The organism is Glutamicibacter sp. FR1 (assembly GCF_047300825.1).
GTDB classification, from domain to species: Bacteria; Actinomycetota; Actinomycetes; order Actinomycetales; family Micrococcaceae; genus Glutamicibacter; species Glutamicibacter nicotianae.
Genome location: NZ_CP178602.1, coordinates 1,060,141 through 1,075,860, shown reverse-complemented (window position 1 = coordinate 1,075,860; position 15,720 = coordinate 1,060,141). Strand labels below are relative to the sequence as shown.

Here is a 15,720-nt window from a genome sequence, read left to right as displayed (position 1 = left end):
TTCGAAGAATTACTGCATGGGTATTCGAATGGAATCCCTACGATTGCTTCGGCTCGATATCCACGCCAAGCCAGCGTTCAGCCGGAACATCTTGCGCCCGGCACAGGGCTTCCCAGATCTGCTTGGGCTTGATGCCCCTATCGAGCGCCTGTGCCGCAGTCAGGCTGCCGAGTTCGGTCAGGGCCATGGAATCGGCCAGCACGCGGGAGTACCGCGGGCCGAACTCGTTTTCCATATTTCGCCAGAAATCGCTGATTTTCACCTGATAATTCTCCCACGCAAAGGCAAGGAGCCCGCGCATTTCGCGCAGGCTCCTTGCATGGCTGCCGGCAGTCTCGATTACTGAGTAGCGGCGGCCCGGAAAAGATGATGCTAGACCGAGGCCAGTGGCTTGCTGTTGCCCTTGGCGGCAAACTCGTCGGCCATATCCGTCGGGACGGTATCCGGGATCGCAATGCCCTCTGCCAGGGCAACGCGCTCGGATACTTCACGGAGCATCAATGACAATGGGATTTCCAGCGCCACGCAGATTGAGGAGAGCAGCTCCGAAGAGGCTTCCTTCTGGCCACGCTCAACCTCGGACAGGTATCCGAGGGAAACACGTGCGCTGTGCGAAACCTCGCGCAGGGTACGACCCTGACGCTGGCGGACGTCGCGCAGGACATCGCCGATTTCATGACGGAGTACTACCATTTTGTGCTCCTCCTTCTCGGGCTGGACCATATGGGCTTCTCCCATATCGCGCCAACGGACGACACCATTGACAGTTACGGGTTGCTTGACCATGAATTTAGCCTCTGCTCCTAGGTCCATCTCGAAGATCTAATCAAATACGGGGGCCATCCTTGCGGCCCTGCAATTCGTACAACGACAGGTCATACGATTTTGTTCCCGTACATTCACCCTAATCAAATAAATGCGAGCTACGCCACATCCGGGATGGTTTTTGCGTAATATCCCGAGAAGAAAAGTATTTCGTGTCTTACTGTGAAGAAGCTTTATCCAAGATGGCAGCGAACTGGTGAAGTGCCGCTTGGGTGCTCTGCTCGCGGATCTGCGCCCGGTCCCCCACAAAGTGGTGGGCCTCGGACCCGGAGTCGGCTCCCACCGCCCATCCAATATACACGGTGCCCACGGCCTTGCCATCGTGCGGCTCAGGGCCGGCGACTCCGGTTGCCGAAATCGCCGCGTCGGCGCCGCAGGCACGCTGCGCGCCGATGGCCATCTGCCGGGCCACCTCGGGATCCACCGAACCGTTGGCCGCCAGCAGTGCTTCGTCGACGCCCAGCAGCGAGGACTTGACCTCGGAGGAATAGCTGACGATTCCCCCGCGCAATACGGCCGAGGCGCCGGGAACTTCGGCCAGGCGCGCGGCGATCATTCCGGCGGTCAGCGATTCCGCGGTCGCCAGCTGCACGGCGCCGTCGATGGCCTTGGCAATCACCTCGGGGGCTGCGGGCTTCATCTGTCCCTACTTCCGCTTCTTGGCGGCCGCCACCAGCTGGCCGGCCTTGATAAGGTATTCGATGCCGGTGACCACGGTGACCGCCAGGGTCAGCAGCATCAGGTACCAGGCCGCGGTGCCCAGCCAGTCAATGGTGTGGGTGTAGGGCAGCAGGTACACCCCGATCACGATCGCCTGCAGCACGGTCTTGATCTTCCCGCCCATGTTCGCGGCGATCACGCCGTAGCGGATGACCACCACGCGCAGCAGGGTGATGCCCCATTCGCGGACCAGGATCACGATGGTGACCCACCAGGGCAGCTCGGCCAGGATCGAGAAGCACACCAGCGCCGAGCCGGTGAGCAGCTTGTCCGCGATCGGGTCGGCGATCTTGCCGAAGTTGGTGATCAGCCCGCGGCTGCGCGCCAGGTCCCCGTCGAGCTTGTCGGTGTACATGGCCACTACGAACAGTGCCAGCGCGACCCAGCGCCACAGGCCCTGCTCGTGGTTATCCGCCATCAGCGCCCAGATGAAGAACGGCACCATGATGATGCGGATGGTGGTGAGCACGTTGGCGATGTTCAGCGTCGGTACCGGTGGCTGGGCACTGCGGCCAGCTTGCTCGCTCATGGGTATCAGTTTCTTCCTGTCAGGTTCCAGGCGTCCTCGCCCGAATCGTCGTCATCGGAGCCGTCGAAGTAGTCCACGGCCTGCGGGCGATCCTCCAGATCCTTGGCGACCAGGTCCTCGGCATAGTCGGTGACCGGCTCGGCATGGTTCACATTGGCCTCGGCGACCAGCGCGGCCTCAGTGGCCGACGGGGTGCTGGTGGCCGGATCGTCCCCGCGCATCGCGGCCAGCACCATCGGCAGGTCGTCCGGCTGGATCAGCACGTCGCGGGCCTTGGAGCCTTCGGAAGGGCCGACCACGCCGCGCGATTCCATAAGGTCCATCAGGCGACCTGCCTTGGCGAAGCCCACGCGCAGCTTGCGCTGCAGCATCGAGGTGGAGCCGAACTGGCTGGTGACCACGAGCTCGGTGGCCTGCAGCAGCAGCTCCAGGTCGTCTCCGATGTCCTCGTCGATCTGCTTCTTCTTCTCGGCGGCCGGGATCACGTCGTCCCGGTATTCGGGCTGCAGCTGGCTCTTGACGTGCTCGACGACGCGGTGGATCTCCGATTCGGTGACCCAGGCGCCCTGGACGCGCATCGGCTTGGAGGTGCCCATCGGCAGGAACAGCGCGTCGCCCTGGCCCAGCAGCTTCTCCGCGCCGGGCTGGTCGAGCACCACGCGGGAGTCGGTGACCGAAGAGGTGGCGAAGGCCATGCGCGAAGGCACGTTGGCCTTGATCAGGCCGGTGACCACGTCCACCGACGGGCGCTGGGTGGCCAGCACCAGATGGATGCCGGCGGCACGCGCCAGCTGCGTGATGCGCACGATGGACTCTTCCACATCGCGCGGGGCGACCATCATCAAATCGGCGAGCTCGTCGACGATCACCAGCAGGTACGGGTAGGGCTTAAGCACGCGCTTGGAGCCCTCGGGAGGGTGCACCTTGCCGGCCTTGACCGCCTTGTTGAAGTCGTCGATGTGTTTGAAGCCGAAGTTGGCCAGGTCGTCGTAGCGGGTGTCCATTTCGCGGACCACCCACTGCAGGGCCTCGGCGGCTTTCTTCGGGTTGGTGATGATCGGGGTGATCAGGTGCGGCACGCCTTCGTAGGCGGTGAGCTCCACGCGCTTGGGGTCGACCATGACCATGCGCACCTCGTCGGGGGTGGCGCGCATCAGGATCGAAGTGATCATCGAGTTCACGAACGAGGACTTGCCCGCGCCGGTGGCGCCGGCCACCAGCAGGTGCGGCATCTTGGCCAAGTTGGCCACGACGAAGCCGCCCTCGACATCCTTGCCCACGCCCATCACCATCGGGTGCTCGGACTTGCGGGCGTTGGAGCTGCGCAGCACGTCGCCCAGGGCGACGACTTCCTTGTCGGTGTTCGGGATCTCGATGCCGATGGCGGACTTGCCCGGGATCGGCGAGAGGATGCGCACATCCGAGGAGGCCACGGCGTAGGAGATGTTCTTGGACAGCGCGGTGACCTTCTCCACCTTGGTGCCCGGAGCCAGCTCGATCTCGTAGCGGGTCACCGTCGGGCCGCGCGAGAAGCCGGTGACCTGCGCGTCGACCTTGAACTGCTGCAGCGTGTTGGTCAGCGCGTCGACCACCACCTGATTGGCTTCGGAGGCTTCCTTGGCCGGCGGTCCGGCAGGCAGGTAGTGCTCCTCGGGCAGGGTGTAGGTGACATCCCCGGAGAGCTGCAGCTGCTCGCTGCGCGCCGGGATCGGCGCCTGCGGGGAAGTTCCGAGCCCGGCGGCGCGCGAGGAGACCTGGTCCATCGCGGAGGTGGTGGCTTCGGGTTCGGCCTTCAGCCCGATGTTGGCCATGATCTCGGCCATTTCGGCCTCGGCCTTGGTGGGGCGCTTGACCCCCGGCGGCGGGCCGGCCGGTTTCGGGATCGCCACTGTGGCGGCGTCTTCGCTGGCATCGGCGGGGCCGGAGCCATCCAGCTGCGGGCGGGCGATGGCCTGGGTGGCCGCCTCGTCGGCGTCGAAGATCTTGCCGGAGTTGCGGTTGACCGCAGGCATCGCGTCGGTGGCAGGATCATCCTCGCCGATGACCGCCTGGTCGTAGGCGATATCGCCCGAGCGGTCGGAATTCTCCGTCCCATCCACATCGTAGACTTCGGTGACCTTGCGGGCGGCGGCTGCACGGCGCTCGAAGAAGCCCTGCTTCTTCTTTTTCGGTGCCGGGGCCTCGGCCTCGGCCTCGGGATAGAGGTAGGACTGGTCGTGGTCCTCGCGGGTGGCATCCAGTTCCATCGCGGCCGTGGCCCGGGTGGCGCGCGGCGTATCCGGGTCCTGGCCGAGCAGGCGGTTGTAGCCGGCGCGCACGCGCGCAGGGATCTGCATCACCGGGGTGGCGGTGACGATCAGGATCGACATGAACACCAGGAAAATGAACACCGCCATGGCGCCCGGAACCGATATCAGCAGGCCCAGCGGGGTGCCCAGGATGGACCCGGCCATGCCGCCGGCATTCCACAGCGCTTCGAAGTCGTCGGTGACCGCCGGCGAGCCGTTGGCCAGCGAGGCGATGGACGAGCCGGAGAGCGTCATGATCAGCAGCCCGATGCCGATGCGGTTGTTCGCGGTGACAGCTTCGGGGTAGCGGAAGAGCCGGAAGGCGCCGATGAACAGGATGACCGGCACCAGCACCGCCATGAAGCCCAGGGTGCCGCCGGCGACAGCGTGCACGCCGGTGCCGAACCAGCCGGCATCGCGCAGGCCCCACCATTCGATGACCGCGACGATGATCGCGATCAGCGCAAGGAACAAGCCGGTGCCGTCGCGGCGCAGCTCGTAGTCAGGCTTGACGGTTCCGCCGATGCGGCGGAACGCGCCGCCGAAGATCCGGGCAATGCCCATCCACACGCTGCGGATTGCGCGCAGCGGCAGGGCGAGTTCCGCATCCGGGTTCTCGGGCGTTTTCTTGGAGGACGAGGAGCTGGACGCTTTGGGTTTGCGCGTCGCAGTCTTCTTCGTCCCCTGAGACTGGGTACGTGAGGCCATACTCCAAGGGTATCGCCATACGCTGGATGCACCCCGAATTTACACGTCTGCACGGGTGCTGCAGCGGCTAGATAATCATCACGCCGCAGGACCGGGCTATGGCGTGTACTCGATCACCAGGGTGTAGCCGCCGGGGCTTGGCATGCAGGCATGGCTTTCCACCTGGTACCCGGAGGCCTCGAAGGCATCCACCGTGGCAGTTTCCATCATGGCGCAGGTGCCGGCACTGGAGACTTCCTGGGTGTAGGCGATGGCGCTGGCGTAGGCGGCCGGGATGGCCGACAGCGCCCACGCCCCGGCCAGCATCGTTGCCGTGGCGCAGGCGCCGAGGCGGCTTGCGGACTTCATGCTTACTCCTGCTCTGCGTTGGAACCGGCGCCTGGACGTGGCGCCCGCCCCCAACCTGCCACAGCGAGCGGTGCTCGGCCAGCGGCGCCCAGCTGGCAACCAGCTGGCGCTTGGGCCGTCGCTCCCCAGAGATCTTCAGCCTCGGGCGGTGCAGCAGTTGAGCCTGGCCAGGATGGCGGATCCCGCGGCGAAGCACACCACCAGCAGCCCCAGGGCAGTACCGAGGAATGGTGCCGGATTCGTATCGCCCAGGCCCATGGCGGCGATCGCCACCGCGGGAAGCATGGCGGCGACGGCAGCTCCGAGGCCGGCGGCTGCCGATTGCCGGGTGCCATTGGCCTCCGGTTTCCCCGCGGCTTGGATTTCAAGGGCCGCGTGCGCCCCGCTGCAGCAGATCAACCCCATCAGCACGCCGGCTATCGCGCCGTAGGCCAGCGGCAAGCCCAATTCGCCGAGGCTGCTGCCGTAGCCATCCTGGCCGATCGGCCAGAACATCCAGAGCACCGCCAGCACGCCCAGACTCAGGCCCACGCCCGCGGCGATCAGGAACATGCTGCCGGTCTTCGAGGTCGCGGTTCGCGCGGTAATCCGAGTCATGGCTTCAGCCTAGGACAGCGTGGCGCCATTGGCTACTGGCCTGCTGATTCATCTGCCGGCGGCCAGTGAACTGGCCGGCTTCGGCAGCTAGGAGAAATCCAGGCCGAGCAACGCGTTCTCGGTGACTTCCGGCAGGGCCGGATGGATCCAGTACTGCTTGGTTGCCACCTCGCGCACGTCCAGCCCGAAGGCCATGACGGTGATCATCTGCTGGATCAGCGTCGAGGCCTGCGGGCCCATGTAGTGCGCACCGAGCAGCTTGCCGGTGTCCCGGTCGGCGATGAGCTTTGCGATGCCGGTGCCATCTTCCATGGCCCAGCCGTAGGCCACGTCCCCGTACTTCTGCACCTTGGTGGTCACGTCATGCCCGGCCTCGCGGGCTTGCTCTTCGGTCATCCCGACGTAGGCGATCTGCGGGTGGGTGAAGACCGCGGCCGGCACGTGCTCGTGCGGCATCTTCACCATGTCCTTCGGGTTCAGCAGATTGTGGCGCACCGCGCGCATCTCTGCGTTGGCCACATGCTTGAGCTGGAAGGGCGAGGAAATATCGCCCAGCGCCCAGACACCTTCAGCGGAAGTCGAGCGGCCGTATTCGTCCACGCTGACCTGCCCGTCGTCCGAGGCGATGCCTGCATTCTGCAGGTCCAGCTGGTCGCCGTTGGGCACCCGCCCGGTCGCTACCAGCAGCACCTCGGCGCTGGCGGTGGAGCCGTCATCCAGGGTCAGCACCACCCCGTCGCTTTCCTGCACGGCGCTGGCCACCGTCCGTCCCATGCGCACGTCATAGCGTTCGGTGGCCAGCTGGTTGAAGGGCTCGCGCAGGTCGGCATCCAGATGGCGCATCAGCTCGGAGCGGGCCAGGATGGTGACCTTGGTGCCCAGCGCCTCGAAGACGTGGGCGAACTCCATCGCGATGTAGCCGCCGCCGATGATCACGATGGACTTCGGCTGGCTCGCCAGGCGCATGATGTCCTCGTTCGTGTGGTAGTGCACCCCCGAATCAATGATTTCCTGCGGAATGAAGGGTCGCGAACCGGCTGCCAGGACAATCTGGTCCGCGCTGATGGTCTTGGCTTCTTCTCCCTGCCCGGTGCGCAGCGTGCGCTCGCCGACGAAACGCGCGTGCTGGTCATAGACGTCGATGTTCGGCGTCTGCTCGCCGCGGCGATACTCCTCTCCACCCCGGGCGATCGGATCGATGCGCTGCTCGAAGACCCGGCTGACGATGCCGGGCCAGTCCACGGAATTGACTTGGGCGTCGATTCCCAGCCTCGCCGATTCCCTGGTTTCCAAAGCGACGTCTGCGGCATAGACATACATCTTGGTCGGGATGCAGCCGACGTTCAGGCAGGTGCCGCCGAAGGCGCCCTTCTCGATGATGGCAATGGACTGCCCGTCGAATTCAGGACCGGGAATGGAGTTGCCCGATCCGGTGCCGAGGATGATCAGATCGTAGTGCTTGTCTGCTTCGATAGCGGCGGAAGACGTCATGGCAGGTGTACCTTTCAGGGTCAATGCTTGGGGCCCGGCAGGCAGGCGCGCTGACAGCGCTTGCCTACCGGGCAGGCTATCATCCGGGAACCGGACTTCCGCTATGTTGCAGTTCTGGCTCATCGGCCAGGCTGAACACCAGCTGCAGGATCCCGTCCACGAGCACCGGCTGCGCATGGATCCCGTAGACCTGCAGCAGGAGTTCGGGCACCAGCACCTGATGCGGCGTGCCCGCGGAGATGATTCCGCCGTTGGCCAGCAGCACCAGCTTGCTGCAGTAGCGGGCCGCCAGATTCAGGTCGTGCAGCACCACCACCGTGGTGGTTCCCAGTTCTCCGACCATGCGCAGCAGCTCATGCTGGTAGCGGATGTCGAGGTGGTTGGTGGGCTCGTCCAGCAGCAGGTGCTCGGCCTGCTGGGCCAAGGTCCGGGCCACCAGCACGCGTTGCTTTTCACCCCCGGAGAGGGTCGAGTAGCGGCGGTCGGCCAGGTGCCGGGCGCCGACCCGGGCCAGCGCCGAGGCAACTGCCCGGTGGTCCTCGCGGGACATGGCGGCCAGCGCCTTGCGGTGCGGTGCCCTGCCCAGGAGCACCATTTCGGCGACGCTGACCGGCAATTCGGTGGGGGTTTCCTGGGCCACGACCGCAATTCTGCGGGCCAGTTCGTTGCCGCGCAGTTCGGCGACCGGGCGTTCGTCGACAAGCACCAGCCCGGCGGTAGGCTTCAGCGCCGCATAGAGCGTGCGCAGCAGGGTGGACTTGCCGCTGCCGTTGGGGCCGATCAGCCCGACCACTTCCCCGGGGCCGGCTTGCAGCCCTGCCGATTCGATGACCAGCTTTCCGCCATAGCCCACGGAAATATCGGTAGCAGTAATCATTCTTCTTGCCTTCTTCCAGATTCGTGATTCCTACTGGACCGCATTGAGCTTGCGAACCAGCGCGAACAGCAATGGGGCACCGAGCAGCGCCGTCACGATGCCCAGGGGCAACTCCTGCGGCGCCATGGCCGTCCGGGCCAGCACATCGGCCCAGACCAGGAACACCGCACCGAGCAACGCAGCGACCGGTATCAGGATCCGGTGCGTCGATCCAACGCACAGCCGGGCCACGTGCGGAATCACCAACCCGACATACCCGATGCCGCCGGAGGATGCGACCAGCGCGCCCACGCACACCGCGGTCACGACCATGACGGACGCGCGCAGTTTGGCCGGAGCTATGCCCAGTGCCTGCGCGGTGCCATCGCCAATGGCCAGCGCATCCAGCGGCCTTGACCAATAGGCCAGCAGCGTAGCTGTCCCGAGCACCACGACCCAGGCGATCATGACCGACTGCCCGGTAGCCTGCGCCAAGGAACCCAGGGTCCAGAACAGCACCGAACGTCCGGCGTTCGGATCCTCCGAAGCGAAAATCAGCAGCGAGGTGAGCGCGTGCAGCACATAGCCCACTGACACCCCTGCCAGGACCAGACGGGTGGATGTCATCTCGGAGCCGACCCGTGCCAGCAGGTAGACGACGATCCCCGCGGCCAACGCCCCGGCAAAGGCGCTGGCCGCCAGCGAGGCCGTTCCGATGCCGGCGGCCGCTCCGAAGAGGATCGAGGCCGCCGAGAGCGTGGATGCCCCGGAGGTCACGCCCAGCAGGTACGGTTCAGCCAGGATGTTGCGGGTCAGCGCCTGCAGCGCCACCCCGGCCAGGGCCAGCCCGGCGCCGACGGCGGCGCCCAGAAGGACCCGCGGAACGCGCAGCAGCAGGACAATGGACTCATCCGATGCGCTGAAGGCACCGGAGTCGGCTGCCCCGGACAGGTGCGCCTTGAGGATCTGCAGGACGGTGCCCGGCTCAATGGCCACCGGGCCGAGCCCTACGGCCACCGGCACAGAGACCAGCAACACGCTCAGCAGCGCGCAAATCCACAGCCATGCGTGCCGGGCGCGCCGGTCATGATCCAGATCATCGCCCGAACCGGCCAGCGGCTCCCGGTGTGCTCGCACTGCAGAATCCAACGGGGTCATGGTTGCCTTTCCATGGTTTTGGCAGGGGAAGGGGCGCGCAGGGTCAACGCGGCAGCCAGCGCCACCAGTGTCAATGCGCACAGCACAGCAGCGGCGGCCAGGTAGCCGGAGGCGGCTAGCGCCGCGCCGGAAGCCGCCGTGCCCAGGAACAAGCCCAGGGACATTCCGGCCGCGTTCAGGCTCAGCGCGGTGCCACGCACCTGCGTGCAGCGGCTCACCAGCAGGCTCATCACGGCGGCCGAGACCACCGCGTGGCTGGCCGAAAGCACCGCTGTGCCGGCCACCGCCAGCGGCAGCACCGGAGCGAGGTAGACCCCGGACAGCGCCACGAGCGAAATACCCAGGCTGATAACCATCACGACACGGGTGCGGGCCGGCGAATCTTCGGTGTTGAGCATTCTCCCGGCCAGCAGGTGGCCGAGGAAGAAGGCCCCGCCGCTGACCGACCAGACGAAGGCGAACCAATTGGCATCCAGGGAGAATTTCTGGGCATACAGCGGAGCGAGGAAGGCCAGATGCCCCATGAAGGCTCCGGCGCGCCCGAAGGAAACCAGCAGCAGAGCCCGGGCGCCGGGCACCCCAGCCAGGGTGCGGAAGGCCGCAAGGTAGCCCAGCCGGGCAGGGGCCGGGGTGTCCCCGGCGTGCCCAGCGCCACGGCGGCCGTAGCCCAGCACCGCCGGGATCAGCGCGATGCTGAGCACGGCGATCGCGACCAGATTGCCCTGCCACCCCCAGAACAGCGCCGGCAGCGCCAGCAGCGGCGCGCCCACGGTGGAAGCCAAAGTCTGGGCCGTCATCACCATGGTGGCCGCCCGGCCGGCGGCCGGCGTGGTGCCGAACCGGTCCGCGGCCGCGGTGGACAGCGCGGGGTACAGCAAGGCGTTGGATACACCGGTGGCCAGGCAGAATACCGCCAGCGCGGCCAGTCCCGAAAAGGTTCCCACGATGGCTGCCAGGCCCATCAGCCCCAGCGCCGCGGCGGCCACGGTGCCCGGGGCGATGCGCCCGATCAGCGGGGCCAGCGCAACTCCGGCGAGCACCGCGCCGATGCCGGCCAGCCCGCGCAGGGTTCCAGTTTCGGCGTAGCCGGCCCCGGCCCAGTCCGCGATGGGCACCAGGAAGGTGCTCAGCACCGTGAAGGGCAGCAAGCCCAGTGCCGAGGCCAGCAGCGCAGGCCAGATCTCCGCGATAATGCGCCGTTCGCTGGGTAACCGGTGCGCGGTATGCAGGTCGGTCTGGCTCATCAACGAGCCAGCCGGTCGGCGATCAGCTCGACCCCGTCCACGGCCAGCGGACCGGGCGAAGAATAGTAGTAGTTCAGCGGCACGATGGCGCTGTCCTGGTCAATGGCGGGCAAACCCTCCAATTCGGGGCGGTTGCGCAGCTCGTCGATGACCTGCTGGTCCGTTTCCAAGTTCGAGGAACCGGTCGGCAGGTACATGGCGAAGACCTTGTCGGCAGCGCTGTTCACGAGTTCTTCGGTGGAGGGCTCGAAGTAGCGCTTGGGAACGTCGCTGAAGACGTTCTCCATGCCCAGCAATTCCATCTGCTCGGCAATCAGGGATTCATGGCCGTATGACCCCAAGGTGCCGGAGACGGGCACGTACAACGCCATGCCCCGCTGCCCACTGGCCTGCTTGGCATTGCGCGCTGCCTGCTCGACGCGGGAGCGCATGTCCTTCACCGAGCCGGCGGCTACCTGTTCGGTGCCGAAGAGCTGTCCGTAGGATTCCACATCCTTGTAGATCTGGTCGAAACCGCTCAGTCCTCCGGTGGACCGATCCTCGAATCCAGCGCAGTACCCGCTGACGGTCAGCATCTTCACTCCGGCGCTTTCCAAACGCTCTGCCAACGAATCCAGATCGATTCCGGCTGCGATATCGGTTCCGATCACCACGTCCGCACCCGAGGCCAGGATCATTTCGTAGGAGACGTCATGGGAGTCTTCGGTGATCCGATCGGCCTTGCGCACCACCGCCATGGTTTCTTCGTCGAAAGGCACCTGCATGCTGCCTGCGTAGTGCGTGAGCTTGTCTCCCGCTCCAGCGGCAGTCAATAGGGCTGGCGCTTCCGAGCCCACAGCAAGAACGCTTTCCGGGGCCTTGTAGAAGACTACTTGCCTTCCGCAGCTGTCTAGGACAAGGTTTGTCGCCTCGGCACCCTGTGGCGCGCCGCTGGCGGATCCGGCCGGCGTGCTGCACCCGGTTACCAAAGCCAGGACTGCAACTGGCACGGCCAGCTTCCAGGGGTTGAGTTTTTTCATCTATCAGTGCTCCATTCATGGCAAGCGGGCGTCGACCGCCGAATTCCAGCGAGTCCTCAGCCAACAACGCTAGACACTAATGAGAATCATTATTAATTGTCAAAATATGTCAGCACCTCGCTCTTCCCAGCCCAAGCCGTTTTCGGACAATGAAAAGCAGCCGCACTGCCCGAAATTGAACGGGCGGCGCGGCTGCCGTGATGCTGCTTTCCTGTGCTGGATTGCGGGCTAGAGTCCCTCGGAAGCCAGCCAGGCCGAAGCGATGTCTGCTGCCGATTTCTTGTCCACGGTGCTTTGGACATTCAGGTTCACCAGAACCTGCGCCGTCAGTTTCTCGCTGACCGGATTGAGGACTTCCGCCAATTCCTCGGATTGATCAGCAGCCACCAATGGCACCACGTTTGATGCCAGGAACAGGGACTTCGGATCCTCCAGAACCACGAGGTCCTCGGTCTGGATACGCGGATCGGCGGTAAAGACGTTGGCAATATTCACTGTGCCGGCGACCAGGTCTTCAACGGTCGTATCGCCCGTTGCAGAGAACTCCGCCTTCACGCCGTAGGTGCTTTCCAACCCCTTGGGGCCGTAGGGGCGCTCAGCAAGTTCGGGCGGGCCACCCACGGTCAATGGTTCGGAGATGCCGGCAAGGTCCTCGATGCTGGTGAGGTTGTTGGCTTCGGCGAATTTTTTCGTCACCGTATAGGAGTCCTGGTCCGAAGCCTCGGCGGCTTCGAGCACCGCAAGTGATTCAGGCAAGGACTTCTTCAGCTCGTCATAGACTTCCTCGGAGGAACGCGCTTCGGTGTCTTCCTTGTAGAACTGCAGCAGGTTGCCCGTGTATTCAGGGAAGACGTCAATGCTTCCGTCTTCCAGCTGAGGCATGTAGGCATCGCGCTGCCCGATGCTGAATTGCCGTTCTACTTCCATGCCGGCTCCTTCAAGTGCCTGGGCATAGATCTCGGCGACAATTTCATTTGAGTAGTAGGCCTGCGAACCTACCACGACCGTTGTTCCGCCATCCTGGGCGGCATCGCTTTCCGTGGCCAGCGGGTCCGCACTGGAGCATCCGGCCAGTACCAGGCTTCCAGCCAGCACGAGAGCGCTTGTGGAGAAAAACTGCTTCCTGTTCATGACATTTCCCTTTCGAGGGTGATTTGGTCATCGGTATAGTGGAACTTCTTCTTCGTGCGCGCACCCAGACCGCGCGGTACGGCAGCTTTCTGGGCCGTGGCAAATGCCAAGTCCAGCACAAGGGCCAGCGCCGCAACCATCAAGGCTCCACCCAGGACCATGTCGAAGCGCCGCAGGTTCAGTCCGGTGATGATGGGCAAGCCCAGGCCGCCGAGGTTCACGTAGGCGGCGACAGTTACCGTGGCCACCACTTGAAGCACTGCGGAGCGGATCCCGCCCACGAGCAGGGCAAGGCCTAGTGGAATCTCGACTTTGAAGAGTATCTGCCATTCGGTCATCCCCACGGCCCTGGCAGCGTCAATGGTTTTGCGGTCAATGGCTTCGAAGCCGGTGTAGGCTCCCGCGAGCAGTGATGGAATCGCCAGCACAACGAAGGTCAGCAGGGCCGCTTCTGGCTTGTGCAGTACACCGAGCAGCAGCACCAGTAGGATCAGCAAGCCGAAGGATGGCACCGCCCGGGCAATGCCGGCGATGCCGACCGCAATTTCTCGCCCTTTGCCAGTGTGCCCGATTGCCCATCCGGCAGGGATGGCAATCACGCCAGCGATCAGCACTGCCAGCACGGTGAACAGCAGGTGCTGCCCCAGCAGGGCAGCCAGTCCCCCATCGCCCTGCCACTGTTCAGCTGCGAAGATCCACGACAGCGCATCGGAAATCAGATTCATGATGCCGCCTGTTCAGTGGACTTCGGCGCCGGCGTTCGCCGCTTCAAGGTGCTCGCCGTGGTCCACGGCATCAGCCAACGACCTGCCAAAAGCAACAGCAGGTCGACCAGCAGGGCGATCGCTGCCACTGCGATAATGCCGGCCAGGACTTCCTCGATAATGCGGCGCTGCAAGCCGTTGGTGAACAAGTAGCCCAGGTTGGTGACGCCGACCAGGATGCCAACCGTTGCCAGCGAGATCGTGCTCACCGCGGTCACGCGCAATCCGGCCAGAACCACGGGACCGGCCAAGGGGAGGTCAACAGCAAAGAAACGACGTGCCGTTCCGTAGCCCATGGCCGTTGCCGCCGACCTGGTTGCCGGGTCGACCGAGTTCAGCCCGTCGACCACGCTGCGCACCATGATGGCGACCGCGTAGATCGCCAGAGCGAGAATCAAGTTGGCTTCGCTGATCGCGCTCATCCCGGTGAGCACGGGCAGTATCATCAGCAAAGCCAATGAAGGGATCGTGTAGAGCAATCCAGTGAGGCTCACGACTGGTCCGCGCACGAGCTTGTATTTCCAGGCCACCCAACCCAGCGGGATCGACGCAGCGAATCCGAGAACAATTGCTATCACGGACTGGCGCAGGTGCTCCAGCGAAAGCGACCCAGTGAGTCCGAGGTTTTCCAGGATCCAGTTCACTGGACTGTTCCGTCCTCGACAAGCTTGCCCTGTGTTCGGCCTTGCGCATCGACAAGGACGGTTCCATGTTCCGTCTGCTTCAGACTCAGTGCCCGGGACCCGCGCTGCGCACCGATAAAGGAGGCGACAAAATCATTGGCTGGATGCTCAATAATTTCACTGGGGCTGCCTACTTGGAGCTTTTGTGCGCCGGCCGCGAGAATCACTACCTGGTCACCGAGCAGGAATGCCTCATCAATGTCATGGGTGACAAAGACGATGGTTTTTCCGAGTTCTCTTTGGAGTCGAAGCAACTCTTCTTGCAACTCGGCGCGAACGATAGGGTCAACTGCGCCGAAGGGCTCATCCATGAGCAGGATGTTCGGATCCGAGGCAAGTGCTCTGGCGACACCGACTCGCTGCTGCTGGCCTCCCGAGAGTTGGTGCGGGTAGCGGTCGGCCTGTGAAGGAACTAAACCTACGGTTTCCATGAGTTCGACGGCTCGCGCGCGAGACGCTGCTTTGGACATGCCTTGGAGCCGCGGCACGGTAGCGATGTTCTCCGCGACGGTGAAATGCGGCATGAGTCCCGAGTTCTGCATGACGTAGCCAATGCTTCGACGCAGTTCCACCGCTGGCTTGTTGGTGATGTCCTCCCCATCGATCCGAAGCACTCCATGGCTCGGATCAACCATGCGGTTTACCATCCGCAGCAAGGTCGTCTTGCCGCAGCCTGAGGATCCCACGAAGACTGTGGTGCGGTGTGCCGGAATTTGCAGGCTGAAATCCTTGACGGCAACCGTGCCATCCGGATAGTGCTTCGAGACGTTCTCAAACTCAATCATGCGCGTTCCTCCTCGGCGGTTTCATTCCGAACCTTGTGCGATGCCTGAGCATGTTTCGTCTCCTTGAGCTGGCGTTGAGCCCAATTCTGCCTCAAAAGCGCTGTGACAGCACCCAATGCCGGGAATCATTCAGCTTCAAACAGTTTGGCGCTTACCGTATTCCTACCAGAATGTCGGTAGAGTGAGCCAAAAGCATTTTTACGGCATTTGGAGAATACATTGCACAAACGCTCGAAATTCATGGCTACTGCCGCTTTGGCAATTGGTGCCTTGGCTCTATCGTCACCAGCAATCGCTGACACGCAAGGTTTTACCCCAACCGGTGATTGGGACAGCGCAGTTATCATGGACACTCGCACCGGAGAGGTTCTGGAGCGGATCGATGCGGACCAGTGGGATTCGGTCATTGTCATGGACGCGCAAACGGGGCACGTCGTGCCGCAAAGTCCTGCTCCGACAATCGAACGGCCTGACTGGCCGAAGCCTGCATTCTTGAGTTTCGTTGGATGACACTGAATTTCTACACAGGCACTGTTGGAGCTGTCCAAAAAATTATTGCCTCGAACCACAATTG

17 protein-coding genes are annotated in these 15,720 nt (G+C 64.0%); 1 reads left to right on the top strand and 16 read right to left on the bottom strand.

Annotated elements, in window-relative coordinates; all coding sequences use genetic code 11:
- Positions 1 to 37: 37 nt before the first annotated feature.
- The 16 genes from ACLQ8T_RS05145 to ACLQ8T_RS05070 form a co-directional block, all read right to left on the bottom strand.
- Entirely contained in the window at positions 38 to 262 is a 225-nt protein-coding gene (locus tag ACLQ8T_RS05145) for a DUF3046 domain-containing protein (RefSeq protein WP_038992632.1), read from the bottom strand.
- Positions 263 to 372: 110 nt separating this feature from the next.
- Positions 373 to 786, bottom strand: coding sequence for a helix-turn-helix domain-containing protein (locus ACLQ8T_RS05140; RefSeq protein ID WP_038992609.1), 414 nt, complete (start codon positions 784 to 786; stop codon positions 373 to 375).
- A gap of 196 nt (positions 787 to 982) precedes the next feature.
- On the bottom strand, positions 983 to 1,465 hold the full coding sequence (locus ACLQ8T_RS05135; RefSeq protein WP_413455891.1) for a CinA family protein: 483 nt from the start codon (positions 1,463 to 1,465) through the stop codon (positions 983 to 985).
- A 6-nt stretch (positions 1,466 to 1,471) separates the two neighbouring features.
- Positions 1,472 to 2,074, bottom strand: coding sequence for a CDP-diacylglycerol--glycerol-3-phosphate 3-phosphatidyltransferase (gene pgsA / locus ACLQ8T_RS05130; RefSeq protein ID WP_121866470.1), 603 nt, complete (start codon positions 2,072 to 2,074; stop codon positions 1,472 to 1,474).
- Between the two features lie 5 nt (positions 2,075 to 2,079).
- A complete protein-coding gene (locus ACLQ8T_RS05125) occupies positions 2,080 to 5,070 on the bottom strand; it encodes a DNA translocase FtsK 4TM domain-containing protein (RefSeq protein WP_413455890.1) in 2,991 nt (996 codons plus the stop codon).
- Positions 5,071 to 5,166: 96 nt separating this feature from the next.
- On the bottom strand, positions 5,167 to 5,418 hold the full coding sequence (locus tag ACLQ8T_RS05120; protein ID WP_413455889.1) for a hypothetical protein: 252 nt from the start codon (positions 5,416 to 5,418) through the stop codon (positions 5,167 to 5,169).
- Positions 5,419 to 5,553: 135 nt separating this feature from the next.
- Positions 5,554 to 6,015 (bottom strand): hypothetical protein, encoded by a 462-nt coding sequence (locus ACLQ8T_RS05115; RefSeq protein ID WP_413455888.1) that lies wholly within the window; start codon positions 6,013 to 6,015, stop codon positions 5,554 to 5,556.
- A gap of 87 nt (positions 6,016 to 6,102) precedes the next feature.
- Positions 6,103 to 7,506, bottom strand: a complete 1,404-nt coding sequence (mtr, locus tag ACLQ8T_RS05110) for a mycothione reductase (RefSeq protein WP_413455887.1) — start codon at positions 7,504 to 7,506, stop codon at positions 6,103 to 6,105.
- A 79-nt stretch (positions 7,507 to 7,585) separates the two neighbouring features.
- Complete coding sequence (locus ACLQ8T_RS05105) at positions 7,586 to 8,383, bottom strand: ABC transporter ATP-binding protein (protein ID WP_413455886.1); 798 nt, start codon at positions 8,381 to 8,383, stop codon at positions 7,586 to 7,588.
- Between the two features lie 30 nt (positions 8,384 to 8,413).
- Complete coding sequence (locus tag ACLQ8T_RS05100; RefSeq protein ID WP_413455885.1) at positions 8,414 to 9,499, bottom strand: FecCD family ABC transporter permease; 1,086 nt, start codon at positions 9,497 to 9,499, stop codon at positions 8,414 to 8,416.
- Positions 9,500 to 9,516: 17 nt separating this feature from the next.
- Positions 9,517 to 10,764 (bottom strand): MFS transporter, encoded by a 1,248-nt coding sequence (locus tag ACLQ8T_RS05095; RefSeq protein WP_413455884.1) that lies wholly within the window; start codon positions 10,762 to 10,764, stop codon positions 9,517 to 9,519.
- Complete coding sequence (locus tag ACLQ8T_RS05090) at positions 10,764 to 11,783, bottom strand: ABC transporter substrate-binding protein (protein ID WP_413455883.1); 1,020 nt, start codon at positions 11,781 to 11,783, stop codon at positions 10,764 to 10,766. Before ACLQ8T_RS05090 ends, ACLQ8T_RS05095 begins: the two co-directional genes overlap by 1 nt.
- Positions 11,784 to 12,011: 228 nt before the next feature.
- On the bottom strand, positions 12,012 to 12,914 hold the full coding sequence (locus ACLQ8T_RS05085; protein ID WP_204721344.1) for an ABC transporter substrate-binding protein: 903 nt from the start codon (positions 12,912 to 12,914) through the stop codon (positions 12,012 to 12,014).
- The gene (locus ACLQ8T_RS05080; protein ID WP_066139177.1) at positions 12,911 to 13,639 is read right to left on the bottom strand and encodes an ABC transporter permease; all 729 of its coding nucleotides are present in this window, start codon (positions 13,637 to 13,639) and stop codon (positions 12,911 to 12,913) included. Before ACLQ8T_RS05080 ends, ACLQ8T_RS05085 begins: the two co-directional genes overlap by 4 nt.
- Positions 13,636 to 14,322 (bottom strand): ABC transporter permease, encoded by a 687-nt coding sequence (locus ACLQ8T_RS05075; protein ID WP_413455882.1) that lies wholly within the window; start codon positions 14,320 to 14,322, stop codon positions 13,636 to 13,638. The genes ACLQ8T_RS05080 and ACLQ8T_RS05075 overlap by 4 nt, the downstream gene beginning before the upstream one ends.
- Complete coding sequence (locus ACLQ8T_RS05070) at positions 14,319 to 15,146, bottom strand: ABC transporter ATP-binding protein (RefSeq protein WP_413455881.1); 828 nt, start codon at positions 15,144 to 15,146, stop codon at positions 14,319 to 14,321. Before ACLQ8T_RS05070 ends, ACLQ8T_RS05075 begins: the two co-directional genes overlap by 4 nt.
- A gap of 207 nt (positions 15,147 to 15,353) precedes the next feature.
- Between ACLQ8T_RS05070 and ACLQ8T_RS05065 the strand changes: the two genes are divergently transcribed.
- On the top strand, positions 15,354 to 15,656 hold the full coding sequence (locus ACLQ8T_RS05065) for a hypothetical protein (protein ID WP_413455880.1): 303 nt from the start codon (positions 15,354 to 15,356) through the stop codon (positions 15,654 to 15,656).
- Positions 15,657 to 15,720: the final 64 nt, after the last annotated feature.

Coding starts and splice junctions, on each gene's coding strand:
- pgsA (WP_121866470.1), bottom strand. CDS start 2,074: ATGAGCGAGCAAGCTGGCCGCAGTGCCCAGCCACCGGTACCGACGCTG.
- ACLQ8T_RS05115 (WP_413455888.1), bottom strand. CDS start 6,015: ATGACTCGGATTACCGCGCGAACCGCGACCTCGAAGACCGGCAGCATG.
- ACLQ8T_RS05070 (WP_413455881.1), bottom strand. CDS start 15,146: ATGATTGAGTTTGAGAACGTCTCGAAGCACTATCCGGATGGCACGGTT.
- ACLQ8T_RS05095 (WP_413455884.1), bottom strand. CDS start 10,764: ATGAGCCAGACCGACCTGCATACCGCGCACCGGTTACCCAGCGAACGG.
- mtr (WP_413455887.1), bottom strand. CDS start 7,506: ATGACGTCTTCCGCCGCTATCGAAGCAGACAAGCACTACGATCTGATC.
- ACLQ8T_RS05140 (WP_038992609.1), bottom strand. CDS start 786: ATGGTCAAGCAACCCGTAACTGTCAATGGTGTCGTCCGTTGGCGCGAT.
- ACLQ8T_RS05125 (WP_413455890.1), bottom strand. CDS start 5,070: ATGGCCTCACGTACCCAGTCTCAGGGGACGAAGAAGACTGCGACGCGC.
- ACLQ8T_RS05135 (WP_413455891.1), bottom strand. CDS start 1,465: ATGAAGCCCGCAGCCCCCGAGGTGATTGCCAAGGCCATCGACGGCGCC.
- ACLQ8T_RS05090 (WP_413455883.1), bottom strand. CDS start 11,783: ATGAAAAAACTCAACCCCTGGAAGCTGGCCGTGCCAGTTGCAGTCCTG.
- ACLQ8T_RS05120 (WP_413455889.1), bottom strand. CDS start 5,418: ATGAAGTCCGCAAGCCGCCTCGGCGCCTGCGCCACGGCAACGATGCTG.
- ACLQ8T_RS05080 (WP_066139177.1), bottom strand. CDS start 13,639: ATGAATCTGATTTCCGATGCGCTGTCGTGGATCTTCGCAGCTGAACAG.
- ACLQ8T_RS05085 (WP_204721344.1), bottom strand. CDS start 12,914: ATGAACAGGAAGCAGTTTTTCTCCACAAGCGCTCTCGTGCTGGCTGGA.
- ACLQ8T_RS05105 (WP_413455886.1), bottom strand. CDS start 8,383: ATGATTACTGCTACCGATATTTCCGTGGGCTATGGCGGAAAGCTGGTC.